The organism is Allobosea robiniae, assembly GCF_900102525.1.
Taxonomy (GTDB): domain Bacteria; phylum Pseudomonadota; class Alphaproteobacteria; order Rhizobiales; family Beijerinckiaceae; genus Allobosea; species Allobosea robiniae.
Window position 1 is genome coordinate 25881 of sequence record NZ_FNBZ01000011.1, and the last position, 25454, is coordinate 51334.

26 protein-coding genes and 1 pseudogene are annotated in these 25454 nt (G+C 63.5%); 3 read left to right on the forward strand and 24 right to left on the reverse strand.

Going from position 1 to position 25454, the window contains the following annotated elements:
• Positions 1–12 precede the first annotated feature (12 nt).
• Positions 13–690, reverse strand: a complete 678-nt coding sequence (locus BLQ70_RS23785; RefSeq protein WP_091862334.1) for a response regulator — start codon at positions 688–690, stop codon at positions 13–15.
• Positions 691–1062: 372 nt separating this feature from the next.
• Between BLQ70_RS23785 and BLQ70_RS23790 the strand changes: the two are divergent.
• Positions 1063–1311: pseudogene (locus BLQ70_RS23790) on the forward strand (transposase); the annotation flags it as partial.
• A 158-nt stretch (positions 1312–1469) separates the two neighbouring features.
• On the opposite strand, the gene BLQ70_RS23795 reads toward BLQ70_RS23790, so the two are convergent.
• Positions 1470–2617, reverse strand: a protein-coding gene (locus tag BLQ70_RS23795; RefSeq protein ID WP_091862337.1) for an IS3 family transposase whose coding sequence is annotated in 2 segments (ribosomal slippage) — positions 1470–2368 and positions 2368–2617 — 1149 coding nt in all. Because the reading frame shifts where the segments join, the coding sequence is not laid out codon by codon here.
• A 95-nt stretch (positions 2618–2712) separates the two neighbouring features.
• Here BLQ70_RS23795 and BLQ70_RS26170 point away from each other — a divergent pair.
• Positions 2713–2844, forward strand: coding sequence for a hypothetical protein (locus BLQ70_RS26170; RefSeq protein ID WP_280140841.1), 132 nt, complete (start codon positions 2713–2715; stop codon positions 2842–2844).
• Positions 2845–2877: 33 nt separating this feature from the next.
• On the opposite strand, the gene BLQ70_RS23800 is transcribed toward BLQ70_RS26170, so the two are convergent.
• From BLQ70_RS23800 to BLQ70_RS23910, 22 genes are all read right to left on the reverse strand, one after another.
• On the reverse strand, positions 2878–3693 hold the full coding sequence (locus tag BLQ70_RS23800; protein WP_091862342.1) for a transglutaminase-like domain-containing protein: 816 nt from the start codon (positions 3691–3693) through the stop codon (positions 2878–2880).
• Positions 3694–4001: 308 nt separating this feature from the next.
• On the reverse strand, positions 4002–4628 hold the full coding sequence (locus BLQ70_RS23805; RefSeq protein ID WP_091862347.1) for a tyrosine-type recombinase/integrase: 627 nt from the start codon (positions 4626–4628) through the stop codon (positions 4002–4004).
• 371 nt (positions 4629–4999) lie between these two features.
• Positions 5000–6115, reverse strand: a complete 1116-nt coding sequence (locus BLQ70_RS23810; RefSeq protein WP_091862349.1) for an acetate/propionate family kinase — start codon at positions 6113–6115, stop codon at positions 5000–5002.
• A complete protein-coding gene (locus BLQ70_RS23815) occupies positions 6112–7059 on the reverse strand; it encodes a bifunctional enoyl-CoA hydratase/phosphate acetyltransferase (RefSeq protein WP_091862352.1) in 948 nt (315 codons plus the stop codon). Before BLQ70_RS23815 ends, BLQ70_RS23810 begins: the two co-directional genes overlap by 4 nt.
• Before the next feature lie 9 nt (positions 7060–7068).
• Complete coding sequence (locus BLQ70_RS23820; protein WP_091862357.1) at positions 7069–8190, reverse strand: alpha/beta fold hydrolase; 1122 nt, start codon at positions 8188–8190, stop codon at positions 7069–7071.
• A gap of 82 nt (positions 8191–8272) precedes the next feature.
• Positions 8273–10165 carry a heavy metal translocating P-type ATPase gene (locus BLQ70_RS23825; protein WP_091862362.1) on the reverse strand — a complete coding sequence of 631 codons (1893 nt, stop codon included), beginning with the start codon at positions 10163–10165 and terminating at the stop codon, positions 8273–8275.
• A gap of 36 nt (positions 10166–10201) precedes the next feature.
• The gene (locus tag BLQ70_RS23830) at positions 10202–11335 is read right to left on the reverse strand and encodes an ABC transporter permease (RefSeq protein WP_091862365.1); all 1134 of its coding nucleotides are present in this window, start codon (positions 11333–11335) and stop codon (positions 10202–10204) included.
• 1 nt (position 11336) lies between these two features.
• On the reverse strand, positions 11337–14069 hold the full coding sequence (gene rbbA, locus BLQ70_RS23835) for a ribosome-associated ATPase/putative transporter RbbA (protein ID WP_091862368.1): 2733 nt from the start codon (positions 14067–14069) through the stop codon (positions 11337–11339).
• Complete coding sequence (locus BLQ70_RS23840; protein ID WP_091862371.1) at positions 14066–15070, reverse strand: HlyD family secretion protein; 1005 nt, start codon at positions 15068–15070, stop codon at positions 14066–14068. The genes rbbA and BLQ70_RS23840 overlap by 4 nt, the downstream gene beginning before the upstream one ends.
• Before the next feature lie 250 nt (positions 15071–15320).
• On the reverse strand, positions 15321–16043 hold the full coding sequence (locus BLQ70_RS23845) for an SOS response-associated peptidase (protein WP_091862374.1): 723 nt from the start codon (positions 16041–16043) through the stop codon (positions 15321–15323).
• Positions 16044–16054: 11 nt separating this feature from the next.
• Positions 16055–16273, reverse strand: coding sequence for a hypothetical protein (locus tag BLQ70_RS23850; protein WP_091862378.1), 219 nt, complete (start codon positions 16271–16273; stop codon positions 16055–16057).
• Entirely contained in the window at positions 16273–16518 is a 246-nt protein-coding gene (locus BLQ70_RS23855) for a hypothetical protein (protein WP_091862381.1), read from the reverse strand. The genes BLQ70_RS23850 and BLQ70_RS23855 overlap by 1 nt, the downstream gene beginning before the upstream one ends.
• A gap of 14 nt (positions 16519–16532) precedes the next feature.
• Entirely contained in the window at positions 16533–16826 is a 294-nt protein-coding gene (locus BLQ70_RS23860; RefSeq protein ID WP_091862384.1) for a hypothetical protein, read from the reverse strand.
• Entirely contained in the window at positions 16823–18892 is a 2070-nt protein-coding gene (locus BLQ70_RS23865; RefSeq protein ID WP_091862387.1) for an ATP-dependent helicase, read from the reverse strand. The genes BLQ70_RS23860 and BLQ70_RS23865 overlap by 4 nt, the downstream gene beginning before the upstream one ends.
• A 322-nt stretch (positions 18893–19214) precedes the next feature.
• Positions 19215–20198, reverse strand: a complete 984-nt coding sequence (locus BLQ70_RS23875) for a 3'-5' exonuclease (protein WP_425284635.1) — start codon at positions 20196–20198, stop codon at positions 19215–19217.
• Positions 20199–20337: 139 nt separating this feature from the next.
• Positions 20338–20721, reverse strand: a complete 384-nt coding sequence (locus tag BLQ70_RS23880) for a metallophosphoesterase family protein (protein ID WP_091862396.1) — start codon at positions 20719–20721, stop codon at positions 20338–20340.
• Entirely contained in the window at positions 20714–21244 is a 531-nt protein-coding gene (locus tag BLQ70_RS26280; RefSeq protein WP_425284634.1) for a metallophosphoesterase, read from the reverse strand. Before BLQ70_RS26280 ends, BLQ70_RS23880 begins: the two co-directional genes overlap by 8 nt.
• Positions 21198–21455: a hypothetical protein gene (locus BLQ70_RS23890; RefSeq protein WP_091862402.1), complete on the reverse strand. Its 258-nt coding sequence runs from the start codon at positions 21453–21455 to the stop codon at positions 21198–21200. Before BLQ70_RS23890 ends, BLQ70_RS26280 begins: the two co-directional genes overlap by 47 nt.
• 330 nt (positions 21456–21785) lie before the next feature.
• Positions 21786–22082, reverse strand: a complete 297-nt coding sequence (locus tag BLQ70_RS23895; protein ID WP_091862405.1) for a SemiSWEET family sugar transporter — start codon at positions 22080–22082, stop codon at positions 21786–21788.
• Between the two features lie 9 nt (positions 22083–22091).
• A complete protein-coding gene (locus tag BLQ70_RS23900; protein WP_091862408.1) occupies positions 22092–22337 on the reverse strand; it encodes a hypothetical protein in 246 nt (81 codons plus the stop codon).
• Positions 22338–22640: 303 nt separating this feature from the next.
• Positions 22641–22826: a hypothetical protein gene (locus BLQ70_RS23905; protein ID WP_091862412.1), complete on the reverse strand. Its 186-nt coding sequence runs from the start codon at positions 22824–22826 to the stop codon at positions 22641–22643.
• Between the two features lie 384 nt (positions 22827–23210).
• Complete coding sequence (locus BLQ70_RS23910; RefSeq protein WP_091862416.1) at positions 23211–24863, reverse strand: M20/M25/M40 family metallo-hydrolase; 1653 nt, start codon at positions 24861–24863, stop codon at positions 23211–23213.
• 131 nt (positions 24864–24994) lie between these two features.
• On the opposite strand from BLQ70_RS23910, the gene BLQ70_RS23915 reads away from it, so the two are divergent.
• On the forward strand, positions 24995–25411 hold the full coding sequence (locus tag BLQ70_RS23915) for an Lrp/AsnC family transcriptional regulator (protein ID WP_091862419.1): 417 nt from the start codon (positions 24995–24997) through the stop codon (positions 25409–25411).
• The last annotated feature ends 43 nt before the right edge of the window (positions 25412–25454 follow it).

Genomic DNA, 25454 nt, shown 5'->3' on the forward strand with positions numbered 1-25454 from the left:
GCCGCTTCGGCCTCAGCGTCCCGCCGACGAGAAGTCGGCCGGCCTGAGCTTCTGGGCGGCGATGACGACTTCGAGCCGGTTACGGGCCCGGAGCTTGGTCATCAGATTGGTCATGTAGCTCTTGACCGTCTTCTCACTGAGATCGAGACAGTGCGCGATCTCGCGGTTCTGCTTGCCGCAGAGTAGCAGGCGGACGATCTGCTCCTCGCGGACGCTCAGCTTGGTGCTGAGCGGAGTCTGCTTCTCCACCGCTTTGTTGTGCAGCGCCCCGATCACCTTCGCCGCAAAACTGGGCGTGATATAAACCTCGCCACGCAAAGCAGCCTCGACCGCGTCGAGCAATTCGCCGGCACTACTCCCCTTGAGCACATAGCCAGCCGCACCGGCGCCGAGCGCCTTCGCGGCATGCTCCGTCTCGGTCGAGGCGGTGAAGACCACCACCCGGCAGTCCGGCGCGATCTCGCGCAGCTCGGCAATCGCGGCGAAGACGTCGCCAGGCATGTTCAGATCGACGATCAGGATATCGCAAGCGCTCCGGCCGAGGATAGCGACGATATCCGTCGCACTGGCCCCCATTTCGACGACAGCATAGTTCTCGCGGCGGGCAAGTACCGTCGCGATCCCCTCCGCCAGAAGCGGATGGTCATCGACAATTGCAATGGAAACCCGAGCGGCCGATCCGTACTGCATGCCCCATCCTTGCTCAGGCGAGAATAACAGTAAAGCCGCAGATTAACATAGAGTTAACCCAACAGAACGCTACTTTTATCGCAAGGTTCGTTCGGACAGAGCCATGAATCCTCATGCGTTTTGGGAACTTGGGGACGCACCGCAGTGCGCCTATCGGCAAAGCGCGCCCTTGCTATGAGCACATATACCAGAGAGTTAAGGCGCTCATATAAATCTGGACGTCGGGCGGGCCCGAGATGACACGCAAGTGGCTGTGAGCTGGCGGGACAGTGGAGGTCAGAAAGAGAATACCGCGCCCGACGGCGAAATTGGCCGGCCCCCTGAAAAGTGGTCCTCCGTGAAGTAGGTTTTTGAGCCTTGGAGGGTGCCGCTATGGCGCAGAAGAAGCATAAGCTTCGGCAGGTCGACGTGTCGTTATCGCAAGATCGACCAGTTGCCGAGGCGATCCGTACGATCGGGGTGACCGCCTTCACTTATTACCGTTGGCGCAAGGAGTTCGGCGGCCTGAAGAGTGATCAGGTGAAGCGGTTGAAGGACCTCGAGAAGGAGAACGCGCGGCTTCGCAAGGCGGTCCCGGACCTAACGCATGAGAAGCTGATCCTGGCGGAGGCTACCAGGGGAAGCCGGTTCGCTCAAGAAGCGCTTCGCAGGGGGCGAAGGAAGGGGGCACGCGACGGAACCGCGCCAATTGCTGCCATTGCGACTCTGCCAGGAAGCGGACATCCTAACCAAGATGCCAGGGCAACTATTGGCCTGCTGCCGGTTTCGTGGACGCTCAGTTAAGCTAACCCGACCTTCTTTTCGAACTCGACCGGGCTGATGTAGCCGATGGTCGAGTGCCTACGAACGGCATTGTAGAAGCGCTCGATGTAATCGAACACATCCGCACGAGCCTCGTTAAGTGTCCGGTACACCCTGCCTCTGATCCGCTCGGTCTTCAGCGACGAGAAGAAGCTCTCCATCGCGGCGTTGTCCCAGACATTGCCAGAGCGGCTCATCGAGCAGGTGACGCCGTTGTCAGCCATGAGCTTCTGGAACTGCTCGCTGGCATACTGGCTGCCCTGGTCCGAATGGTGCAGTAGGGCATCTGGCTTTCCTCTGCGCCAGATCGCCATCATCAGCGCATCGGTCACGAGCTCGTCGGTCATATCGGGCTTCATCGACCAGCCCACCACACGGCGGGAGAAGAGGTCGATGACGGCGGCAACGTAAAGCCAACCCTCCGCGGTCCAGATATAGGTGAAGTCGGCGATCCAGCGCTGGTTCGGACGCTCGGCATGGAACTCCCGGCCGAGCCAATTCGGCGCGATGGCCGATCGCTGGCCACCGTCCTTGGGCAGGCTGCGCCGACGCGGCCTGGCACGCAAAGCTTGGGCACGCATCAGCCTCTCGATGCGATGCAGGCCGCAATCGATACCTACCGCCAGCACGTCCCGCCAGACACGCCTGGCACCATAGGTTCGATCCGAACCAAGGAAGCTTGCCCGGACCCTGTTGCCGATCTCCTCGTCGTCGCGTGCTCGACGGCTCGGTGATCGGTTGAGCCAGGCCTGGAAGCCTGAGCGCGACACATCCAGCGCTTCGCAAAGCCATGCCACCGGCCAGATCCCCCGGTGCTTCGCAATGAACGTGAACCTCATGTCACGTCCTTCGCGAAGTAGGCTGCGGCCTTTTTTAGGATATCGCGCTCCGCCTTGAGCTTGGCCACCTCGCGCCGCAGCTTCTCGATCTCAAGCTGCTCCGGCTTCATCTGGCCGTGGCCGGGAAAGGCTTGCGCTGGATCGGCAGAAAAGAGCTTCACCCATTTGCGCAACTGGTTCTCATGGACATCCAGGTCCCGAGACGCCTGCGCCACACTCACTCCGCGATCCTTGATCAGGCGGACCGCCTCGATCTTGAACTCACGCCCAAACTGTCGTCGCCGCATACGCCACCTCCGGTTTCATGAAACACCCAATCTCGGTGTCCACGAAACCGGCAGCAGGCCAAGCAGCCCGCTCTTCGTCATGACAGGAGACTAAAATGGCCAAAGGCGAACAGCGCGGCAATCGCGAAGCGAAGAAGCCCAAAAAGGAAAAGCCGAAGGTGATCGCCGCCGCGCCGTCGACCCTAGCGGCGGCGGCTATCAAGGCAACAGCGCCGAAGAAGAAATAATTCCCCTCAAGGATTATCGAGCGCGAGCCGTTATCACCCAGCCGCGGCGACCTCGTCTGTCCAGACCCTGAAGCCCTTCAACGTGTTGGGGCCGAAGGTCGTGGCGATGGCGACGTCGGCTGCGTCGCGGCCACGCGCGATCAACACGCGGCCGATGCGCGGCACGTTGTTGCGAGGGTCGAACATCTGCCAGCCGCCCTCGAGGTAAGCCTCGAAGGATGCGGCGAAATCGCCCGGTGGCCAAGGTGGTGGCGTGCCGACATCGCCCAGATAGCAGGTGCAATAGCGCGCCGGGATGTTCAGTGCCCGGCAGAAGGCGATCGCCAGGTGGGCATAGTCGCGGCACACGCCGCGACCTTCGCGATACGCCTCTGTGGCTGTGCGCGTCACGCTGGCATCATTATAGTCGAAGGCGATGCGCTGGTGCACGAAATCGCAGATCGCCTGCACGCGTGGTGCGCCGGGTGGCGTATGCCCAAAAAGCTGCCAGGCCAGATCGAGCAGGCGGTCGCTATCGCAGAAGCGGCTTGCCAAGAGGAAGACGATGGTCTCCTCCGGCAGGAGGTCGACTGAAACCTGCCCGGCGCTCAAGTTCGTGGTCTCGGGCAGACCGCTGTCGGAAATCAGGGCGTCGGCGGTGATGCGCATTGCGCCTGCCGGTGCGAGCAACCGGCTACACCAGTTGCCGAAACCGTCGCGGTAAGCGCTGATCGGTACCGATGGCTCAATTCGCATGTAGTCGGGCGTCTCTAGATCCGAGAACCGGCTGAAATGCACGTTCAGCATCAAGATCAACGGGGTAGGTTGTGGAAAGTCGTAGTCGAGCTCGTAGCCGATCCGGAGTTTCACGCGATGCCTTCTGCGCGGCGAGCCGCGTCGGTGATGATGAGTTCCCCCTCATGCCAGTGAGCACTATGCGCGCAATCGCAGACATGCGCCATCGACCCGATTAGACACGTCAAATCTGTAGCCGCGCAGCGCTGGCGCGCATTAGGGCGGCCATTGACCCGTGCATCTCGGTTCTGCGCTGTGACGGAAGATTGGACCGCGCCGGAACCGGACATTTCCCGATAGTATGGGGAACGAACGCTTCCGACCCAAGTTTTCTGTGGGCCGAACGGCGGGACTGGCACGGCGGGAGCCCGCCGTGCCACAGCTCATAGGTCTGTTTGCTCCGAAAGGAGAAGCGCATCGTCAACCTCGATGCCGAGGTAGCGCACGGTGCTTTCCAGCTTCGTGTGACCGAGAAGAAGCTGGCAGGCGCGCAGATTGCCGGTGCGCTTATAGATCAGCGCGACCTTCGTGCGCCGGAGACTGTGCGTTCCGTAGAGCGCTGGGTTCAATCCGATCAGGGCGACCCAGTAGTCCAGAAGGCGGCCGTATTGGCGCGTTGTGATGTGATCGCCAGGCCGGCTGCGGCTCGGGAAGAGCCAGTCGTCCTCACGCGAACCTCGCTTTCTAAGCCAGGCGGCAAGCGCTTCCCGGGCTGAGTCCGTCAGTTCGAATGGTACCGGCCGCCCGGTCTTCTGTTGAACGATCGCGGTTCGGAGGCGAACAGTGCCTCCGAGGACGACATCTCCGACCCGAAGGCGAACGAGATCGCAACCCCGCAGCTTGCTGTCGATTGCTAGATTGAACATGGCGAGATCGCGAGTTCGCCCTTCATGCTGAAGCCGCGTCCGCAACGCCCAGATGTGCTTTGGCTTCAGAGGTGGTTTCGGCCCGATGATGCGCCCGAGGTTCCAGGCCTGATGGGGTAGTTGGTTCTGCGCTTGGATATCCATGGCAGATCCCCTTCTTGGGATGCCGCATCCACCAAAATTCTATCAAAGACGGATGGCCCTCTCACGCCTCTTGGCCAAAACCGCGGCGAGGAGCGCGCCCTGCGCCAGTTGCGGACGTTGGGCGGCCTTCGAGAAACAGACATTGGCGCGCCCGGAAGGTCACCTGTCCTCTCTCGATATGAGCCAACTTCAGTTTTGCAATGACCACAGCCGGCAATGGACGTTTTCGATGACACGCCCCGCTGTCGATCAGCCTGTGTAGTCGCCATTGCTCAAGAAGCGACGTATTGCGATCTGCATGTCGACTGAGCGGGTGAATTCGCTCGCTGCCCCATGCGGAGTGCGTCACGCGGCTGTAAGAGCTATTGTCTCTATCCCTCTCCGGCGAGACATGCGCGCGCTTGCAGCGCCATCACACGCTCTTCGTTCGCCTTGATCACGATGACTTCGAATGCGCCGAGAAAGCGGAGGCGTTCGACGATCGCATCGCGCACCGGAGCTGCGTGCTCGCCGATGCCGCCAGTGAAGACGAGCGCGTCGATCCCACCGATGGCGGCGGCCATGAATGCAGCGAACTGCGCGACCTTGAGCGCGAAATAGTCGAGAGCGAAGCGGGCGCGCGGGTCGTCGCTTTTCAGCAGCGTCTCGACGTCGTTGGAAAGGCCCGACAACCCGAGCAGACCCGAGCGTTCATAGAGCGCGTCCGAGACCTCCTGCGCGTTCATCCCCAGGCTCTGGAACATGTAGAGCACCGCCCCGGCATCAAGCGCGCCGCAGCGCGTCCCCATTGGCAGGCCATCGAGGGTCGTCATTCCCATGGTCGTGTCGATGCTGCGCCCGCCCTGGATGGCGCACAGGCTCGCGCCATTACCGAGATGGGCCGCCACGACACGGCCCGCATGGAGATGCGGATGCTGCTCCGCCAGCACCATCTCCAGCCATTGATAGGACAGGCCGTGGAAGCCATAGCGGCGGATGCCCCTGTCGCGCAGATCCTGCCCGAGTGCGAAGTTATGGGTCAGCGCATCGTGCCGGGCGTGAAAGGCTGTGTCGAAACAGGCGATGTTCGGGACGTCGCCCATCAGGCGCCGGGCAGCGGTCACCGCGGCCAGGTTATGGGGCTGGTGCAGCGGCGCGAGCGGCGAAAGCGCCTCTAGCGCCGCAAAAACCTCGGGTGTGACCACGACAGCGTCGACAAAGCGTTCGCCGCCATGGACGATGCGATGAACCACCGCCTTCATCCGCCAAGCATCGTCGTGGCGGTCGACGAAGGCGAGGACGGCCGCGAGAGCGGTATCGTGATCGCAGGCCGGCGGCAGCGCGATGCGCTCCCGGGTGCCGTCCGCGAGGCTCGCGTCCATGGCAGGCTCGGGCTCGCCAAGGCGCACGGCCTTGCCGCGCGCCAGAACGTCGAGATCACCGACGCGAAAGACCTGGAACTTGAGGCTGGACGAGCCGGCATTGAGGACGAGGACGGTGTCGATCACTTGATCCGCCCCGTGCGGCGCGCTTCCGCCAGGAGAACGGCCAGCGCACAAGAGAGCAGGCGCGCGCGCAGATTATCGGCGCGGCTCGTCAGGATGATCGGCACGCGCGCACCGAGCACGATGCCCGCAGCGTCGGCACCGCTCAGGAAGGTGAGTTGCTTCGCCAGCATGTTGCCGGCCTCGATCTCGGGCACAAGGAGGATATCGGCATGGCCGGCTACGGCTGAGGCGATGCCCTTCTCCTTCGCTGCTGCGGCGCTGATCGCATTGTCGAAGGCAAGCGGCCCATCGACGATGGCTCCGGTGATCTGGCCGCGATCGGCCATCTTCGAGAGAGCAGCGGCGTCGAGCGTTGCCGCCATATGAGGATTAACGGTCTCGACGGCGGCGAGCACCGCGACCTTCGGCAACTCGTCGATGCCGTTCAGCGCGACATGCCAGAGATTGACGGCATTCTGGACGATATCGGCCTTCGTCATCAGGTTAGGCGCGATGTTGACCGCGGCGTCGGTGATGATGAAGGGCTTGGGATAGCTCTCGATATGCATCACGAAGGCGTGCGAGATGCGCCGCTCGGTCCGCAATCCGGAATCGGCCCGGACGACCGCGCCCAGAAGCTCGTCGGAATGGAGCGAGCCCTTCATCAACGCATCAAGCTCGCCGGCGGCGGCCAGCGAGACCGCCTTCGCCGCGGCTTCGTGGCTGTGCTCGGCATCGACGATCTCCCAGGGCGAGATGTCGATGCCGGCCTCCCGTGCGGCAGCGTGAATGCGGCCGGCCGGGCCGATCAGGACAGGCGCAATCAGCTGCTCGCTGACGGCATCGGCCACCGCCTCGATCACATTGGCCTTGACGGGATGTACCACCCCGGTCCGCACGGCCGGAAGAGCCTCGCAACGGCCGAGCGCGAGCCGGAAGTACTCGGAGGAGGTCAGCGTCGTCATGGCGCCTCTCTAGCTTTGCGCAACAAGCCAGCGGGCGATGCCGGGCCATGTCTCGCCCAGCGTCTTGCGACCCATGAACAGGCCGATATGGCCGCCGGGCACCAGCTTCTTCTCGATCTTTCTCTTCGGCGTGCCGACGAGGTCCTCCGCTGCGAAGACCTGCTCGCTGGTGGTGATGTCGTCCTCAGCGCCGGCCAGCAGATAGACCGGGCAGGTCACGTCCTTCAGGCTGAGGCGCCGACCGAGGCCGACGAACGCGCCCTTGGCGAAGCGGTTCTCCTTGAAGATCTGCTCGATGGCCTGAAGATAGTAGACGCCGGGCAGGTCGAGCGGGTTCTCGTACCAGGCGGCGAAGGTCTCGGTCCGGTCGAGATAGTTCCTGTCGGCGAGGTTCTGGTAGAGCCGGACGAACTTATCGACGTAGTGCTCCTCGGGATGCATGTTCTTCCAGCCGGCGAGCATGAAGCGCCCCGGCATCAGGCCGCGTCCAAGCTTGACCATGTCGCGATAGCTCTTCAGCGGCATGGTCTGCGCCATCTGCTTGATCGGGCCGTTACCCGCGTCGGCATCGATCGGCGAGCCCGCCAGCACCAGCGACTTCACCTTGTGCGGGAAGCGCGCGGCCAGCATCGCACTCAGCCAGCCGCCCTGACAGAGCCCGACCAGGTGCACCTCGCCGCCGAGATCGTCGATCGCAGCGTTCAGTTCAGCCAGATAGGTGTCGATGCTGAAATACCGCATCTCCTGCGTCGCCGGCTTCCAGTCCGTAACGAGGACACGGTCGACGCCGTTCGCCAGCAGCACCTCGACGAGGCTCTGTCCCTTGTCGTAATCGGCAATGGTGGCCCCGTGGCCGGCATAGGGTGCGTCGACCAGGACGGGAATGCTGCCGGCCACTACCTTGCCGAATTCGCGCAGGCGCATGGTCGGCAGGTCGAGCCGCACCGTGTTGGGCGTGGCCCAGTCCGGCGGCGGCGGGCGGGTGATCTTCACGGCCTCGGATAGGAAATCGAGATTGCGCTCGGTCAGGCGCAGCGCGGCATCGACCGGCCAGAACCAGGGTAGGCTGAGCGCGGCGGAGCGGCTCTTCGGCTGGCTCGCTGCCTTCGTCGCGTTGCGGCTGGTCGCCATGGTCGAAACACTCGCTCATCGATTGGCCCCGAAGGGTAGACAGGCAACCTGATAGAGGCAAACGCGACAGCCTTGCGACAGGTCAAACCTCGCCAGCGATGCGCGGCGTCCGGGCGGCCACACCGGGGCGGCCCGGCTGCAACGGCCCGACCAATGTACGCAAGGCGTTGATGATGACGGCGATGTCGATGCCCTGTTGCAGGAAGGCGCCGGCGACAGGCGGGATGTAGCCGAAGGCGGCGAAGACCATCGCGATCCCGGACAGGCCGAGGCCGACGACGATGCTCTGCAGCGCGATCGCCCGCGTCCGCTGCGCGATCGAGACCGCTTCCGCAACGCGGTCGATCCGGTCGACGAGGATCACCACATCGGCGGCTTCGGAGGAGGCGGTCGCTCCTCTCGCGCCCATCGCCACGCCGACATTGGCAGCCGCCAGCGCCGGAGCGTCGTTGAGGCCGTCCCCGATCATAACGGTCGGCTGCCGCGCCTGTTCGGCCGCGACGGCGGCGACCTTGTCCGCCGGGCTGCAATCAGCCCGGACTTCGTTTATGGCGAGCTGGGCGGCGACCGCCTTCGCCGTGCCGGCATCGTCCCCTGTCACCATCAGGATGCGGCTCACCCCTGCCGCGTGTAGGCGCTGCAAGGTTGCGGCGGCGTCAGGGCGCACTGCGTCCGCCATGGCCAGGAAGGCGACCGGTTGGCCCTCGACCGCGATGAAGACAGCGAGCGCCGCCGCCATGTCTCCGCTCGTCCCGGCCGATGTCGCCCAGGGAGGAAGCGGCCCATAGCCCAGCACAAGGCGGCGCGATCCCGCGCGGACATGCCGCCCCTCCACGACGCCTTCCAGGCCGGAGCCGCGGTACTCCCGAACGGCAGTGGGTGCCGACAGGGGCAAGGCCTTCTGGCGCGCCAGCGCGACCAGGGTCTCGGCGAGAACATGGTGCGAGGCTTGCTCGAGCGAGGCGACGAGGCGCAGGATATCGCCCGCCTCGACGCCCGGTGCCGTGTCGAGCGCGATCAGCCGGGCGCCGCCCTCGGTCAGGGTGCCGGTCTTGTCGAAGATCGCCGTGCGGACCTGGCCCAGCGCCTCGATGGCCGAGCTGCCCTTCATCAGGATGCCGGAGCGCGCAGCACGCGAGACACCGCCGATGAAGGCAACTGGCGCGGCGAGGATCAATGGGCATGGCGTGGCGACGACGAGCACCGCGAGCGCGCGGATCGGATCGCCCGACAGCCACCATGCGAGGCCGGCGACGATCAGCGTCGCCGGTAGCAGTAGCAGCGCGAAGCGGTCAGCCATGCGGATGAAGGGAGCCTTGGCGGTCTGCGCCGCTTCCACCATCCGGATGATGCCGGCATAGGTGCTCTCATGCGCCGCGGCCGATGCACGGTAACGGAACGCTTCACCGGCATTGACCGTACCGCTGCGCAGCGCGGCGCCCCGCGTCTTCGTCTCCGGCAGAGGCTCGCCGGTGACGGCGGATTCGTCGAGCTGGGCCCGGACATCGAGCAGTTCGCCATCGACCGGCAGCAATTCGCCGGCGCGGACCAGCAGTTCGTCGCCGGCCGCCACGTCCCCGGCGGCGATGTCGACGAGGCCGCCGGCCTCCTGACGGTGAGCGATGCGCGGCGTCCGGTCCCGCAGCGAGCGGAGCTCGCGTTCAGCCTTGCCGCGCGCATAGTCCTCCAGCAGGTTGCCGCCGGAATACATCATCGCGACGACCACGCCGGCGAGCGGTTCTCCCATGGCGATCGACGCGAGCATCGCTACGAGCGCGATCGCATCGACGCCAAATCGGCCCGCCAGCATGTCCCGCAGCATCGAGACGGCGAGCGCCACCGCAACCGGGATGGTGGCTGCCGTCCAGATCTGATCCGGCGTCCAGAGTCCTCCGAAGCGGCTAGCGAAAAATCCGGCGATGGCGCCGGCTAGCGCGATGGCGAACAGGTTCAGATGGATGACCATCTCACGCATCGGTACCGCTCCGGCCTTGCCTCTCTCCAATCCCCTTCAAGCGAAGATCACTTTCCGGAAGCGGGCGAGCGCGAAGGCGAAATAGGCTGCGCCGATCGCGATGATCTTGGCGATCTCGGGCCAGACGACGTCAAGGCCTGCGCCGCGATAGAGCACGCCTTGCGAGAAGGCGACGAAATGCGGCGTCGGCGAGAAGATCCGCATGATCCATTGCAGCCAGATCGGCATACTTTCCATCGGGGTCGTTGCACCGGACAGGAGCTGCGTCACCACGAAGACCGGGATCGCGAGCAGGCCGAATTGCCCCATCGTGGTCGCCAGCGTGCCGAGCAGGATGCCGAGCGCGGCGACGGCAAAAGCATAGATCGCCGTCCCGAGCACGAAGAGCAGGAGCGAGCCGGTGATCGGCACACCGAGAGCCCACTCGACAACGAGCACGAGCGAGGCCACCGCAGCGACCAGGATGACCAGCGCGTTCGCCACCATCTTGGCGAGCATGATCTCGACCGGCGTGACCGGCATCACGAGCAGGTGCTCGACCGTACCCTGCTCGCGCTCCCGGATCAGGGCCGCACCGGTCAGGATGATTGTCAGCAGGGTGACATTGTTGAGCACCTGCATGACCGAGCTGAACCAGCCGGAATCGAGATTGGGGTTGAAGCGCGCCCGCACCACAAGATTGATCGGCAGCGCCGTCGCTGTCTCGCGCCCGGCCTGCCTGTTCGCGATCTCCTGCGCGATGATCTGCTGGATATAGACCGCGCCATTGCCGGCCTGGGTCATCGCGGTGGCGTCGATATTGAGCTGCAGCGCCGTCTGCCGCCTGGCCAACAGGTCCGCCTGGAACTTGGGCGGGATCTCGAGCACAAAGACGAGCCGGCCGGAGTTCATCTCGGCGTCGATCTCCGAGGCGGCGATGCGCTTTGAGACCTTGAACAGCGGCGGGTTGAAAGCACCGAGCAGCGAGCGCGAGAACTCCGACTGGTCCTCGTCGACGATCCCGATGGTGAGGTCGCGCGCCTCCAGCTTCACGCCGGTCGCAACCGTGTAGACGGCGATGCTGAAGGTATAGGCCACCAGCACCAGCATGATCGGATCGGCACGCAGGCTGCGCAGCTCCTTCACGACGAGGCGCAGGATATTCTGGAGATGGATGACGAGCGCGGCCATCTCACACCTCCTGCTTGCGTAGCGCCAGCTGCGCGACGACGAGGAAGAGCAGGAAGAAGAAGCCCAGCATCACCAGATTGGGCCAGAGCTCGGCCGCCCCCAGCCCCTTGGTGAAGACGCCAACACTGACCGGCTGGTACCAGGCCGGCGGCAAGCTCATGCCGATGATCCGGCCGCCGCCAGAGAGCGAGGCAACCGGCACCATCAGGCCGGAGAAATTGACTGCGGGAATGATCGACAGGATCGCGGTCGCGAAGACGGCCGAGACCTGCGTGCGGGTGAAGCTAGAGATAAGCTGGCCGAAGCCGGTCGTGGCGGAGACATAGAGCAGGGTCGCCAGCACCAGCACCCAGGTCGGCCCCTTGATCGGCACCGCAAAGACGGTGAGCGAGATCAGTGCCAGCATGAAGGAGCTCGCCATCGCCACAGCGATATAGGGCAATTGCTTGCCGAACAGGAACTCAAAGCGGCTGATCGGCGTCGAGCGGAAATTGGCGATCGAGCCGGTCTCCTTCTCACGGACGACGCCGATCGCCGACATGATGGCCGGGATGAGGATCAGCATCAGCATGATCACGCTCGGCACCATCGCATTGGCGCTCTTGAAGTCTTGATTGTAGCGGAAGCGGGTCTCGATCGTGACGGGCGACGGCGCATGGCTCGACGCGGCCTGCGCTGCCGCGAAACCTTGCGCATATTGCGTCGCCAGGCCCGTGACATAGCCGCGGGTGGTCTCGGCCCGGAACGGCATGGCGCCATCGAGCCAGACCGAGAGCTCTGGCGCTCGCGCCGCCATAAGGTCGCGGCCGAAGGAGGGCGGGATCTCGATCGCAAGCTGAATCTCGCCGCTTCGCAGGCGCTGGTCGAGTTCGGCAGCGGAGCGGATCGGCGCCTGCTCGTCGAAATAGCGCGAGCTGGAGAAGGCCTCGACCAATTGCCGGCTCTCCATCGAGTTATCCTGGTCGAAGGCCGCGAATTTCAGGTTCTCGACATCGAAGGAAATGCCGAAGCCGAAGGCCAGCATCAGCAGGAGCGGCCCGAGGAAGGAGAAGCTCAAGCGGATCGGGTCACGCAGCAGCTCCATGGTTTCGCGGCGGGTGCAGGCCCAGAGCCGGCGCGGATCGAAGCGGCGGGCCGGGGGCGCCGGCCGGGTTTCGCCGGCAGGCGCCGCAGCCGCCTCCGCTGGCGTATCCTCAATGCCGGCGGCTTCCTTGAGATAGGCGATGAAGGCCTCTTCGAGCGTATCGACCCCGCGTTTCTGCACCAGCTCCGGCGGGGTGCCGACCGCTAGCACCTTGCCTGCATGCATGAAGGAGATGCGATCGCAGCGCTCCGCCTCGTTCATGAAATGCGTCGACAGGAAGATCGTCACGCCGTCGTCGCGCGAGAGGTCGATCAGCGTGCGCCAGAAGGCGTCGCGCGCGATCGGGTCGACGCCCGATGTCGGCTCGTCGAGGATCAGCATGGCCGGCTTGTGCAGGACGGCGACGGCGAGCTGCAGGCGCTGGCGGATGCCGAGTGGCAGACTCTCTGGCCGCTCGTCGGCGACATCAGCCAGATCGAAACGGGTCAGCAGCTCCGAGATCCGGCCGGGAACCTCGGCCGGTGGCAAATGATAGAGCTCGGCATGGAGCACGAGATTCTGGCGGACCGTCAGCTCGCTGTAGAGCGAAAACGCCTGCGACATGTAGCCGACATTGCGGCGCGTTTCCATGTCGTCGGCCGCGAGCGGCTGGCCGAAAAGCCTGGCCGTGCCTTCGGTCGCGGGCAGCAGGCCGGTCAGCATCTTCATCGTCGTCGACTTGCCGCAGCCATTCGAGCCGAGGAAGCCGAAGATCTCGCCGCGGCCGATGCGGAAGCTGACATGGTCGACCGCAACGAAATCGCCGAAGCGGCGGGTCAGGCCCTCCGCCTCGATCGCAGGTGTCGCATCGTTGCTCACGACCCGCGGCCGCAGCGCGACCTCCCGATGCTGCGCGCGCTTGACTTCCGGCAATAGCGCGACGAAGGCGCCTTCCAGCGTCGTTTGCCCGGCCTTTTCGCGGAGTTCGGCAGGCGTGCCGGTGGCGATCGCCTTGCCGTCATCCATCGCCACGAGCCAGTCGAAGCGCTCGGCCTCCTCCATATAGGCGGTGGCGACGATGACGCTCATGCCCGGGCGGCGGGTGCGGATCGTGTCGATCAGGTCCCAGAACTGGCCGCGCGACAGCGGATCGACGCCCGTCGTCGGCTCGTCGAGGACTAGCAGATCGGGATCATGGATCAGGGCGCAGCAGAGCGAGAGCTTCTGCTTCATGCCGCCGGACAGCTTCGCGGCGGGCCTAGCCTCGAAGGGATCAAGCCCCGTCGCCTTGAGCAATTCGTCGATGCGGCTGCGGCGCTCGGCCGCGTCCTGCCCGAAGAGCCGGGCATGGAAGTCGATATTCTCGAAGACCGAGAGCGTCGGATAGAGATTGCGGCCGAGTCCCTGCGGCATATAGGCGATGCGCCCGCGCCGGGCCTCGCGCTCAGCCTTGATACCGAGATCACCGCCAAGCGCACGGACGTTGCCCTGCTGGATGGCCCGCACCCCGGCGACCAGTGCAAGCAAGGTCGATTTGCCGACGCCGTCCGGCCCGATCACGCCGATCATCCGGCCGGCGGGAATATCGAGGGTCAGCGCGTCGAGGGCGATCACCTTGCCGTAGCGATGCGTGACCCCCGCGAGGCTGGCGGCGGGGCCGGCCTCCGTCATGGCAGCTTCACGGCGAGAGAGTCAGGCCATTTCGCGCTGGGGGACGTGCGGACGAAACCGAGGCCGCGCACGCCCGTCTTCACCTGCCGATGGTATTTCGCGAGCAGGTTGCGATCGACCTGTAGCTTGGCGCGGAAGACCAGCTTCTCGCGCTCCTCGGCGGTCTCGACGACCTTGGGCGTGAACTGTGCATCGGCTGCGACGAAGCTCACCGTCGCCGGGATGACATATTGCGGCACGGGGTCGAGGATGATGCGCGCTTCGTCGCCCAGCGCGAGCTGCCCCGCCTGCGCGGCCGGCAGATAGATCGTCATGTAGACATCCGAGAGGTCTAGGATGGTGACGACGCGGGTGCCCGCCGCGACGACCTCTCCGCTCCGGGCAAGCTGGTACTGGACGCGCCCGCTGCGCGGCGCGAGCAGCACGAGATCGACCAAGATCGCCTTGATCTGCTCGGCATCGGCCTCGGAGGCGTGGATCGCGAACTGGGCCTGATCGCGCTGCGCCTGGGCGGCTCGCAGCGCCGCGTCGGCCGCGTCGGCCTTGGCCGAGCGCTGGTCGTCGACCTGCTTGCTGAGATATCCCTTTGCGACAAGTTCCTTGCCCCGCTCGGCATCGGTGCGGGCGAGGATCTGGTCGCTCTTGCGCTGGGCGATGAGCGCCTCGGCCTCCGCGAGGGCCTGCCGAGCGCGCAGCACCTGCGCCTGTGCGGACCGCAATTGCGCTTCGTATTCGGGCGACGCGATGCGGGCGATGACCTGCCCGGCAGTGACCTCGTCACCTTCCTTCACAGTGACTTCCGCCAGACGACCGGCATATTTCGAGGAAACGTCGACCTGCGTCGCCTCGATCCGACCGTTGGTCTTGACGATCCCGTCCGGCATCGTGTCGCCTCGCAATCTCTCGATCAATGCCTTGATGCGGGACTGCGCCTGCACACCAGGCGCCGGCAAAACGAGCGCAGCGAGAAGGATTGCTGCAACGGCTCGAAAGCGACGCATCTTGCATCTCCGAAGAAAGTAGGCGGGGCAGGTATAGGCCATCGCCTTAACATGCGGGAAGCAGCGGACCTCGCCAAGCAGCCACTTGGCGTCAGTAAATTTACCCGGCGATGTCGAGTGCTAGACGACGGATCACATCACCTGAAACCGGACGATGCCAAAGTCCGCTAAGGGCCAGAAGCGGCGCAGGGTTTCTACCTCGACCAATGTCGCCTAAATGCTTCCGATGCAGGCGATGCTGATAGCCGGCTCAGAAGAGAGTGCCTTGCACCGGCAGCGAAGCAGACGGGGCGGCTGCCTCCAGTTCGATCGGAGCGGCCGTCGCCGGATCGTCGTCTCCGGCCCCCGATTTGTTCATACGGCGATCGACGACCCATTCCTGAAGCTCCGGCGACGAGCGCACCAGCACGTCCTTACCGGCCGAGCCATCTAACCAGGCTTCGAAGTCGTCGGGATGCAACATTGCCGGCATGCGGGTATGGATCTTCAGCATCCAATCGTTCGCGTCCCGGGTGATGATGCTCGCGCTGATGATCTCCTCGCCGTTCTCGTCGCGCCACCGCTCCCAGATGCCAGCGAACGCGAGAATGGCGCCGTCCCTGGGACTGATGAAATGGGGCGTCTTGTTTTTCTCCTCGCCCGTCCACTCGTAGAAGCCGCTCGCCGGGATAATGCAGCGGTTCTTCACATAGGCGCGCTTGAAAAGGCTGTTGGTGTCGATGCCCTCAACGCGGGAATTGATATGCGGCTTGATCTGCTTTGCCGTTCCCTTGTGCCAAGGGGGGATCAGACCCCAGCGTGCCTTCCATAGTTCCCGACCGACATTGGTCTTGACCAGGATATCAATCGTCGTCGTAGCGGCGATATTATACCTGGCCTGCAGATTGCGGGCTGGCGATTCCGGCTCGGTGAGAGGCTGGCTGAAGGCGTAGATCTCGCCCCACGTGTAGGCTTGGCTAAACCGTCCGCACATGCGCTCCGCTCCTATTGGATCGGTGAGACCTGAGCTTGCGCCTCGTTGGCCTTGGCCATCATGGCCTCGAGCTTCGCGAATATCTCCGGTGAGAACATCAGGTTCATCACCTGACCGCTGGCCATCTCGAAGCTGATCATCGTCTCGCCTTGCGGATCGGTCGTCAGCGCGATCCGCTTCACATCCGCAACATCGAGATCGATTTCGGGCAACTCGGGCGGCTCAGCCATCACTCCTGATCCCTAACCGGGAGCCAAAGCTCACCGGGTTTGGCTCTCGCTATGGCGGTGTCATCGCTGATGTGTTGGTTCTGCATCCTGGCCTCTATCAAGGCCGTATCAAGGAAGTAGGCCAGCGTGCCAAACCCTCTGGCGGCCGCTTCGTTCTTCAACACCTCGATCCGATCCACCAAATCATCAGCCCGCCGCAATGGGACGCGCGGCACCCCTGATCCGAGCCTGACCACATCCGTCATGACGCTGGCCCTCCCTAGTCAGGGTAGTCGCCCGCAAGCCGATCATACAAGTCGACTTCCGCGGCATCAGCGGCCAGAGCCGTTTCAAGTTCATCAGCAGGCGCGATGACGCCGCCGAAATGAGCGTGGAAGGCACGCGCAAACCGCGCTTCTTCGAAAGCCACCCGGATCAGGTCCTCCGTCACTGTGCCGAGTACGCGGAAGCCGATTTGCCAATCGGTGCACCATGCTTCGATCCGGCGAAGACGTTCGGCCGCGGACGCCCTATCCAGCTTGATCTCGACCTGGTGCAGCCAATGCGCGGTCATCGCCACATGCCCCGCATCTTTGCCCTGACATCCACCTTGGGGCCACCAGATGGTGCTCGCGAGGCTTCCGCGGCGGCCATGGGCCAGGCCGTCCGTTCGAACTGGCCGAGCAGCGCATTCGGGATGAAACGGGTGCGGTTGGCATAGACGTGACGATCGCCCGTCGCCGATTGGCCGTGCGTGAAGAAGCGCTGTGGCACGACGAGGTGCAGATCGTCCTTCGCCCGCGTCATCGCGACATAGAGCAGACGCCGCTCTTCCTCGATCTCATCACGCGCACCGGCGCCAAGGTCGATAGGGATGCAGCCGTCGACTGTGTTCATGACGAAGACCGATTTCCATTCCTGCCCTTTGGCCGAATGGATCGTCGACAGGATGAGATAGTCCTCATCGAGATGCGGAACGCCGGCCTGATCGCTTGTCGCGTCCGGCGGGTCGAGCGTCAGTTCAGTCAGGAAGCGCTCGCGCGACGGGTAACCGCCCGCAATCTGTTCGAGCTGCACGAGATCGGCTTGCCTGGTGCTGGCGTCCTCATGGATCCGCTCCAAGTGGGGCTCGTACCAGCGGCGAGCAAGTTCAATCTCTGCCGGCCAACCCGCCGTGCCGGCGCGCAGCTCACCGACCGCAGCGACGAACGACGACCAGTCGTCGCCAGCCCGCGGCGGAGCCGGAGCGTTCTCCAGTGCCTCGAGGGGCGCCGAGGCCTGGGCAACATGTTCCAGGACGCGCTGCGCCGAGGTCGGGCCGACGCCGGGCAAGAGCTGCAGCACCCGGAAGCCGGATACCTTGTCGCGCGGGTTCTCCACGAAGCGCAGCAGCGCCAGCAGGTCCTTGATATGGGCGCTGTCGAGGAACTTGAGGCCGCCGAATTTCAAGAACGGGATATTCCGTCGCGTGAGCTCGATTTCCAGCGGGCCGCTGTGGTGGGAGGCGCGGAACAGGACCGCCTGCTGCTTCAAGGTTGAGCCACCCTCGCGGCTCTCCAGCACCTTCTCCGCGATGAAACGCGCCTGGTCCGCTTCGTCTCGAACATGGACGAGTTGCGGTGGCGATCCGGTCGCGCGGTCGGTCCAGAGGTTCTTGGTGAAGCGCTCGGCCGCAAGGTCGATGACGGCATTCGCAGCCGACAGGATGGCGCTGGTCGAGCGGTAGTTCTGATCGAGCGTGATGACCTCGGCTGGCGGCACGAAGGCTGCTGGGAAATCGAGGATGTTGCGGACTGTCGCGGCGCGGAACGAATAGATCGATTGGGCATCGTCGCCGACCACCGTAAGCCCGCGGCCGTCGGGCTTGAGCGCCAGCAGGATCGAGGACTGGAGCCGGTTGGTATCCTGATACTCGTCGACCATGACATGGTCGAAGCGACCGCCGATGTCCGCCGCGATGTCGGGATCGGTCACGGCCTGGGCCCAGTAGAGTAGCAGGTCGTCGTAATCCAGGACGTTCTGGCTCTGCTTGGCTTCGACATAGGCCGCGAACAGCTCTTTCAGCTCAGCCGCCCAGGTGGCGCACCAAGGGTAGGACAGGCGCAGAACGTCTTCGATCGGCAGCTCGGCATTCACGCAGCGCGAATAGATCGCCAGGCAGGTGCCCTTCGTCGGAAACCGCGACTCCGTCTTGGAGAAGCCGAGCTCGTGTCGAACCAGGTTCATCTGGTCAGCCGAATCCTCCCGATCATGGATCGTGAAAGCCGGGTCGAGTCCGAGCTGCTCGGCATAGTCGCGCAGCAAGCGCGCGCCGATGCCATGGAAGGTGCCTGCCCAGGTCAGCGCGTCGGCGAGTACGCCGGCACCTTCGCCGAGCACCTTCCGGGCGATCCGCTCGACGCGCTTTGCCATTTCGGAAGCCGCGCGCCGCGAGAAGGTCATCAGCAGGATCCGCCGCGGGTCGGCGCCGCTCACCATGAGATGGGCGACGCGATGTGCAAGCGTATTGGTCTTGCCCGAGCCGGCCCCCGCGATGACGAGCAGCGGCGAGGAAGCCACCGCGCCGACACCATGGATCACCGCGCGTCGCTGCGCCGGGTTGAGCGCGTCGAGATAGCTGATCGGCGCGACGGCGTTCATGACTTCAATTCCCGAACCGGCCGCGCTCCTTCCGAGAACCGACCGCGAAGGAAGCCCAGTGAGGCTGCCCGATCGGCATCTCGCAAGAGCTCATCACGGTTGTGAAGTAAGGCCCTGATGGCAGCCCGGGCATCGCCCTCGAACTCCGCCAGAACAGAGTCGATTTGTTGCTCCATAGGCTTTGGAGCAGGCGCCTGTTTCAGCACGACCGGGGGCATGGATGCGTCCTCAAGAATGAGAACATTATGAGAACAATCACCTGCGAGGAGTCAAGATACCAGGCAAAATTCACACCCGGGCACCCTGCACGAATGGGCGCCGGCTAGGTGCGATATCGATCGAATGCCGTAAGCCGCTGGATCAGTGGCTCCGCGTCCTCCCAGCCGTAAATCTCGGTGCGGAGATAGCGGAGCTCTTCCTCTTCGAGCTCGTCATCGATCTCGATCCACCAGGCTCTCGGCCTGCCATCGCTTCCATCCGACCAGCGATAGCCCCTGCCCTTGAGGTGATCCTTCATGTCGAACGCCGCGTTCTCCGCATAGATGCGGACGCGGCTCCGCTCGCTTGAACGCAAGAGCTGCGAGAATGGTGGCGCGCCACCCTCCCCGGCCGGCCTCGCCAGTACCTCTAAAAGCGCATTGCAATCATCCGTCGCGCGGTGGCCTTCGTGGAACAGGCCAGATTGGCCAACGAGGTATCCGAGCTTGTTGCCTTCGAAGCCTAAATCCGCCCACGGAATTTCTTTGACGGAACATGCCCAGGCCTTCGAGGCAAAAGTCGGCGAGAGCTTTTCGCAGAATGGCCGGTCGAAAGCGGCGTTATGGGCGATAACGAGATCTGCAGGCTCGATAAGAGCATCCAGCGCTGCAACATCGATCTCAAGACCGGCGACCATCTCGTCGGTGATGCCCGTCAGCCGGATAATCTCCGCTGGGATCGGATCCGAGGGCTGACGCAGGCCGCTATAGATTCCCACGACGTCGCCGACCGCTCCCTCGTCGTCGTAGGTGAAGGCGACAGCTCCAATTTCGATGATCTCGTCCTTGGCGTGATTGAGCCCTGTCGTCTCCGTGTCCACCAAAACTGCAAGGTTCGGAAATGCGCTCTCCGCTCGCGGGATGATCGGACGCGGCACGAGCTTGCGCAGGATTCTATAGCGCCCGCCCTGCTCCAGCCGTTGTGCGGCCTCCTCGTCATCCCAGCCGGGCGGAGTGGACGGGCTTTCCGACTTCCGCTTGCGCGGCGTAGCTCTCGGCGTTTGCCGATAGCCAGGCGCATCGTCGAACAAGTCAAACTGGCTGGAAATGCTCTTCAAGGCTGAGCCCTTGCTGCCATCGTCATTACGGACCAACCTCCATTCCCGGGACGTCGTCTCGATCCCAGCGAACGACCGTGCTCCTCGCGCCCGTCGCATTGAGCGACGGGATACCTCCAGATGCTTCGAGTTACTGCTGGGGCGCAAGCCAGGACAGATCATCCAGCAACGTCCCATCCCCGCGGTTGCGTTCCACAGGATCGACCTTGACGATCGATCGGCCTTCCCCATCGGTCTGGAAGAACGACAGCTCTTGTCTCGCCTGATCGATTACAAGGACCGACAATCGTCCCGTCCAGCAGGCGCCCGTGTCCATAGATATCCGATTCTCTGTGATCACGGGTCGAGGAGGATCCATGACCGAGTGGCCGTGAACGACGACCCGAGGCAGCTTGCCGCAATGATTGAGAAACGGCTCCCGGATCCACATCAGGTCCTCAGGCGACTGCGCCTTGAGGGCGACGCCCGGTCTAATGCCCGCATGCGCGAAAAGAAACGGGCCCTCCTCAATCATGAATGTGGAGCCGCGAAGAAGGTCGAAATGGCCGGGATGCCGGCTCAGGATGAACCGACGTGCAGTCGATGTTGAGGTCGCAGTAGGAATCTATGGTTTCCCTGCCGCCGTCATGAAACCACGTGCGGAGCTGGCGCCGGTCATTCTCCAGGAATCGGAGAAACCAGTCGTCGTGATTTCCACGCAGGAAAACGGAAGCAGGATGGTCGGTCAGGGCACGACCGACAATCTCAAGACCTCCCTTCGCATCTCGACCACGGTCGACAAGATCGTCGAGGAAGATGATCCGCGGCGTGCCGCCCATGCGAGCCGCATCCTTCTCACAGAATGTGATGGCTGTCTGAAGGAGGTCAGAGCGACCGTGGACATCGCCTATCGCGTAGGTGAGAAGCATGCATACCCACCCATTTCGCAATCCAAGGCGGCGAGCCCGCCGGCCGTCTCGTGACGCACGTTGAAGCAGACGATGGGATCGCTCACGGTCGCGTCGACGAACTGCATCCGTGTTCGCCCCACATCTCATCGGTTTCGCGCTTGTGATCGCCGAGCGCAAACGGCCCTGCCGCCTGCACCATCGCGAGGGATTTAGACATTCGATCGCGCATCGACAGACTGCTCTGGGCAGTTTCGTGCTCGCTCGCAGATTTGTTTGCCTCGCCTTTCGAGGTCCCGGAAAAACTGACGGGTTCCCCGGTCAGCTTATCGACCTCCGGATTCTTGATATGATCAGTCATGGAGGACGTCCTTCAGCAGGGTCCAAACCAAGGATCGCTTCCTCAATTCGGCACGGCTAATCGGCTTTTCGCCGGTATCGTTCCAAAGCGCGACGAACGAGATCTGCCTCATCCAACGCGATACGAGCTAGACAAGCCACAATATCGGCAAGGCGCTCCCGTTCGAGCTCCTGATCCGCGTCAGGAACGCTAGGTCGGATTTCGTTCCAGACTGTATCGAGAGCACCCTGGGCACGGGCGACATCGACCGGATCACTCAGAGACGAAAACGGCATGATCGAACAATCATAGGCACTGCCCACGGCACGACCCAGCGAATTCCAGCGCTGCTCAAGCAGCAGGATCGATCGTTTCGGCCACTGCCTCCTTCTTCGGGCGGGGCAGGAGCGTCATGATCAGGATGAAGGCGGAGAGGACGAAACAAATGCTGTTGGTGACGATCAACGGCCATTGGCCCAAGCCGAGGCCGTAGGCGGTCCAAAGCGCAAAGCCGGTGACGGTGAGACTGTAGGTCAGCGGAGAGATCGCTTTCGTATCGCGCGTCCTGACGATCCGCCACGCCTGAGGCACGAAGCAGATTGTGGAGCACAGTGCGGCCAGAGTGCCGGCGACAGCGACCCAGTTCATCGCAGAAACCTATTTCGACAAACGACGGACGTTCGCCCGCACCTTGCGTCGATAGCCGCGGGCGATGCCGACAGGCCCGGTCCCCGTCGCCGCCATTATAGCAGCTGTCTGAGCAGCCGTGATCTTTTCCTTCACCATCAACTTGGCTTCGCGCTCGCCGGCTGAGCCGCCAGCGGCGACCTTCATGCTTCTGAGCCAAATGGCCTGTTGCGACTCGAATGCCAGCATCGACATTTCAAGGAAGAGCTTAAGCATCTGACGCCTTTCGGCCTGCGGAGTTCTGTCGCTTTGTGTTCGGTCGCGCGCGCCGAGAGGCGGGTCTTGCGCGTGCGGCTGTCGGCTTTGCGCGGCGTTTGGGGGTAACGTCCTTTGCCGCCATGGCCCGCGCGTCCTGGTTCAGGCGATAAAGCCCGTAGCCGATCGCTCCCGCAATAATGACTGGCGTCGGGAGCCGGGTGGCCAGCAAGGTCAGAGGAACTGCAAACCGTTCCGGGATTTCACCCTGCTCGACATTCCGGGCAATCCAGGCGCCCGCCAAGCTGGAAAATGCAGCCCTGATCATTTCTGCTCCTCGGCTCCACCGGGTGTGATAGGCACTTGCTCGGCCACCGGATCGCTCGCGGAAAAGGTATCCTTGAGCGCCCTTTCGAGCTTCTGATCGGGGGTCAGCTCGCGCTCCTCCTTGCGTTGGGTCTTCTGTTCCTGCCGGAGGCTTTCGACCGCCGGGCTTCGTTCGTTCGCCATGCATTTCTCCACCGGCCTTCCCGCGAGGCTGAGGTTGAACGTCCGCGGACGCGAGCTCGTTCCCGGCGGCGGCGCTCACTGGCTGCTAAAATCTTGCGGGAACCGAAGTGGCGCTTATCTCGTTGTCAGCGCGGCATCCTCGGATGCCTGCCTGCTCTCCGGTTGGATGCGTCGCCGCGGATGTACCGGCCGCAACCGACAGGAGGGCATAGCCAGTTTCCCGGCGATGGCCGGAGCCGCCTAGTCCTGACAGAAGTCAGAGGCCCGCCACTTTCCAAGTGGCGGGCTTATTATTTGATCCGGCTCGCAAAGCCACGCCTTCAAGACCCGAGGCTGTGACTCCTTCGGTGATCACTTCGAACTTTTGCAGCGTGTGTCCAACCATTAGCCCAAGAAGCGGCTGACAATCTGGCGAAGAAACCTCGGCAGATCCTCGAAGGCGTAAGGTGCATGCACCCGCTCGAGCCTTTGATGGAATTCGCGCCCCCAAGGTCCGATATTCACCACCGGAAACGAAAGTGCATCGGTCCGCACATCATCGATGAGTTCCCTGGCTGGCGTATTGCCCGCGATCAGCGCGCGGTCGGTATCGAGCGGGCGATGTCCGAAGAAGCTCATGTCGGAGATGCCGGTGAAGAATTCTCGGTACTTGATCGCTGGGTGACCTCTCTCCTCCTGTGTCAGTCGCGCCGCTTCGATCGCAGCAGCAAACTCAGGATGCCCGCTCAACCTGGAAAAGTGGGTCGAAGGATACACGAGGCTACTCAGGCCATAGACGACGGCGGGGCCAATCAAGCCGGCTTCTGTCACCATGGCACTGACGACTGCACGGGTTTGAGCCAGGGGATCATCGGCGTTGCGCCATTTCCTCCCGACCTCATTCAACCGCGTGATGGCTTCCGTCCCGCCGACGTATTGGACGCGATCCCGCAGTTCCGCAGCCGAGATGACCGCAACGTCCGGCGCCGCGGCCGTCTGCTTCGTTCCCAGCATCGTACCATAGGTGCGTGCTCGCCGATTGAAGGTCTCGATGGCCTCGGCGGCCGCGGTGCGGACTACTTGCTCGAAGAGGCCGAGAAGGTCCGTCGCCGCCCAATGATGCGAAAGCCAGTTGAAGCCGAGCCAGACTCGTTCCGGTGTGGTCACCTCGTAGCCACCGCGTAGATCCTTGGCCTCGAGACAGATCGGCGGCGGTGAAATCTCGCCCCCGGCCGTGTCGCAAAGCTCCGGATTCGCCTCAACCGCCCTGGTGATCTCGGACGCGATCAACTGGGCACTGACGCCTTCGAACGGATAGCTCGCATGCGAGGAATGTCCGATGACCAGAGCGAACGGAAGCGCCTTGCCGATCGTGCCGCGATAGATCGCGCGGCCTTCCTCGCCGTCTCCCTGGTCGCTCGTTGCATCCAGATTGATCCCCGCCTGGATATCCAGCCCGAACTCGTTCGCGAACGTCGGAAGAGCATCTCGAAGACTGCGCATCCCTCGCGAGCCACGCTCCTCGTCGGGCGTCGCAATGAGAATGAGATTGCCTAGCCGGTCCGGCTGGGCCGCGAAGGCTTCCAGTACCGCAATGCCCGCCGCGATCCCGCTCTTCATGTCGAGCAAGCCGCGCCCGGGCAGGAATTCGCCGCTCCTAAGGTCCTCCAGGGCGCGTTGCTCCGTGGTGTTCAAAGGCCTGCTCTCGAGATCGGCGATCAGGGCCGCCAGCAGCTCGTCGGGTTTGAACGCAAGGGGAGCGAGCTCCCGATAGTTATCGATCGACACGACATCATAATGCCCGGCCAATGCCAGCGCCCGGGCTCCCTGCCCACGCACGAGAGCTATCACGCTCTGGGTCATTGGATCGCCATGACTATCTACGAGGCGAACCTGATCCGGGTGGGTGCGGAAGTACGGCATTTCGCGCAGAAGTCCCGCGAGCTTCGCTCCGAACTCTGCTTCACCAGGCGTGCCGGTTTCGCTTCCCCAGCCTACCAGGCGGCAGGCTAGCTCACGAACGCGAGGACCGAACTCCAGCTTTCGTCGTTGTTCCATCGGAACGCTCCGGATGCATTGCGGGCACGCCCAACATATGCGACCGACAGGTGAGCAGAAACGTCACATCCACACGCTTTGGGCGTGATGTTGTCTTTATCGTCAGCACTTCTGCCAGAATGAGCAATCCAATGGACGATCTCGATCACCGCTTGATTGCGGAGCTGCGCGTGAATGCCCGCGCCACGGTTCCGACATTAGCCAAGCTCCTTGGTGTTGCACGGGGCACGGTCCAGACCCGGATGGATCGGTTGATCGCCAACGGAACGATTGCCGGGTTCACGGTTCGGCTAAAGGATCATGCTGCCACTGATCGGATCCGCGGCATCATGATGATCGAGCTGGAAGGGCGGCATGTGAAAAGCACGGTAGTCGCGCTCAGGCGGAATCCGGGATTTGCCGGACTTCACACCACTAATGGGCTCTGGGACCTCATCGCCGAAATCGAGGTCTTGGACATGGCCGAGTTCAATCGGCTGGTGAGCGGCATCCGAATCATGGACGGCATCTCGAAGTCAGAAACGCACATTCTTCTGGGTCCGGCGTAAGAACCCTGTCAGCGGGCCTCGCGAGCAGCGAACGCGAGCGCCC

Bases quoted from the DNA above. Each gene is read 5' to 3' on its own strand.
- BLQ70_RS23785 (WP_091862334.1), bottom strand. From the start codon at position 690: ATGCAGTACGGATCGGCCGCTCGGGTTTCCATTGCAATTGTCGATGAC.
- BLQ70_RS26170 (WP_280140841.1), top strand. From the start codon at position 2,713: ATGGCCAAAGGCGAACAGCGCGGCAATCGCGAAGCGAAGAAGCCCAAA.
- BLQ70_RS23805 (WP_091862347.1), bottom strand. From the start codon at position 4,628: ATGGATATCCAAGCGCAGAACCAACTACCCCATCAGGCCTGGAACCTC.
- BLQ70_RS23815 (WP_091862352.1), bottom strand. From the start codon at position 7,059: ATGACGACGCTGACCTCCTCCGAGTACTTCCGGCTCGCGCTCGGCCGT.
- BLQ70_RS23820 (WP_091862357.1), bottom strand. From the start codon at position 8,190: ATGGCGACCAGCCGCAACGCGACGAAGGCAGCGAGCCAGCCGAAGAGC.
- BLQ70_RS23825 (WP_091862362.1), bottom strand. From the start codon at position 10,165: ATGCGTGAGATGGTCATCCATCTGAACCTGTTCGCCATCGCGCTAGCC.
- BLQ70_RS23830 (WP_091862365.1), bottom strand. From the start codon at position 11,335: ATGGCCGCGCTCGTCATCCATCTCCAGAATATCCTGCGCCTCGTCGTG.
- rbbA (WP_091862368.1), bottom strand. From the start codon at position 14,069: ATGACGGAGGCCGGCCCCGCCGCCAGCCTCGCGGGGGTCACGCATCGC.
- BLQ70_RS23840 (WP_091862371.1), bottom strand. From the start codon at position 15,070: ATGCGTCGCTTTCGAGCCGTTGCAGCAATCCTTCTCGCTGCGCTCGTT.
- BLQ70_RS23845 (WP_091862374.1), bottom strand. From the start codon at position 16,043: ATGTGCGGACGGTTTAGCCAAGCCTACACGTGGGGCGAGATCTACGCC.
- BLQ70_RS23850 (WP_091862378.1), bottom strand. From the start codon at position 16,273: ATGGCTGAGCCGCCCGAGTTGCCCGAAATCGATCTCGATGTTGCGGAT.
- BLQ70_RS23855 (WP_091862381.1), bottom strand. From the start codon at position 16,518: ATGACGGATGTGGTCAGGCTCGGATCAGGGGTGCCGCGCGTCCCATTG.
- BLQ70_RS23860 (WP_091862384.1), bottom strand. From the start codon at position 16,826: ATGACCGCGCATTGGCTGCACCAGGTCGAGATCAAGCTGGATAGGGCG.
- BLQ70_RS23865 (WP_091862387.1), bottom strand. From the start codon at position 18,892: ATGAACGCCGTCGCGCCGATCAGCTATCTCGACGCGCTCAACCCGGCG.
- BLQ70_RS23880 (WP_091862396.1), bottom strand. From the start codon at position 20,721: ATGATTGAGGAGGGCCCGTTTCTTTTCGCGCATGCGGGCATTAGACCG.
- BLQ70_RS26280 (WP_425284634.1), bottom strand. From the start codon at position 21,244: ATGAGATGTGGGGCGAACACGGATGCAGTTCGTCGACGCGACCGTGAG.
- BLQ70_RS23890 (WP_091862402.1), bottom strand. From the start codon at position 21,455: ATGACTGATCATATCAAGAATCCGGAGGTCGATAAGCTGACCGGGGAA.
- BLQ70_RS23895 (WP_091862405.1), bottom strand. From the start codon at position 22,082: ATGAACTGGGTCGCTGTCGCCGGCACTCTGGCCGCACTGTGCTCCACA.
- BLQ70_RS23900 (WP_091862408.1), bottom strand. From the start codon at position 22,337: ATGCTTAAGCTCTTCCTTGAAATGTCGATGCTGGCATTCGAGTCGCAA.
- BLQ70_RS23905 (WP_091862412.1), bottom strand. From the start codon at position 22,826: ATGGCGAACGAACGAAGCCCGGCGGTCGAAAGCCTCCGGCAGGAACAG.
- BLQ70_RS23910 (WP_091862416.1), bottom strand. From the start codon at position 24,863: ATGGAACAACGACGAAAGCTGGAGTTCGGTCCTCGCGTTCGTGAGCTA.
- BLQ70_RS23915 (WP_091862419.1), top strand. From the start codon at position 24,995: ATGGACGATCTCGATCACCGCTTGATTGCGGAGCTGCGCGTGAATGCC.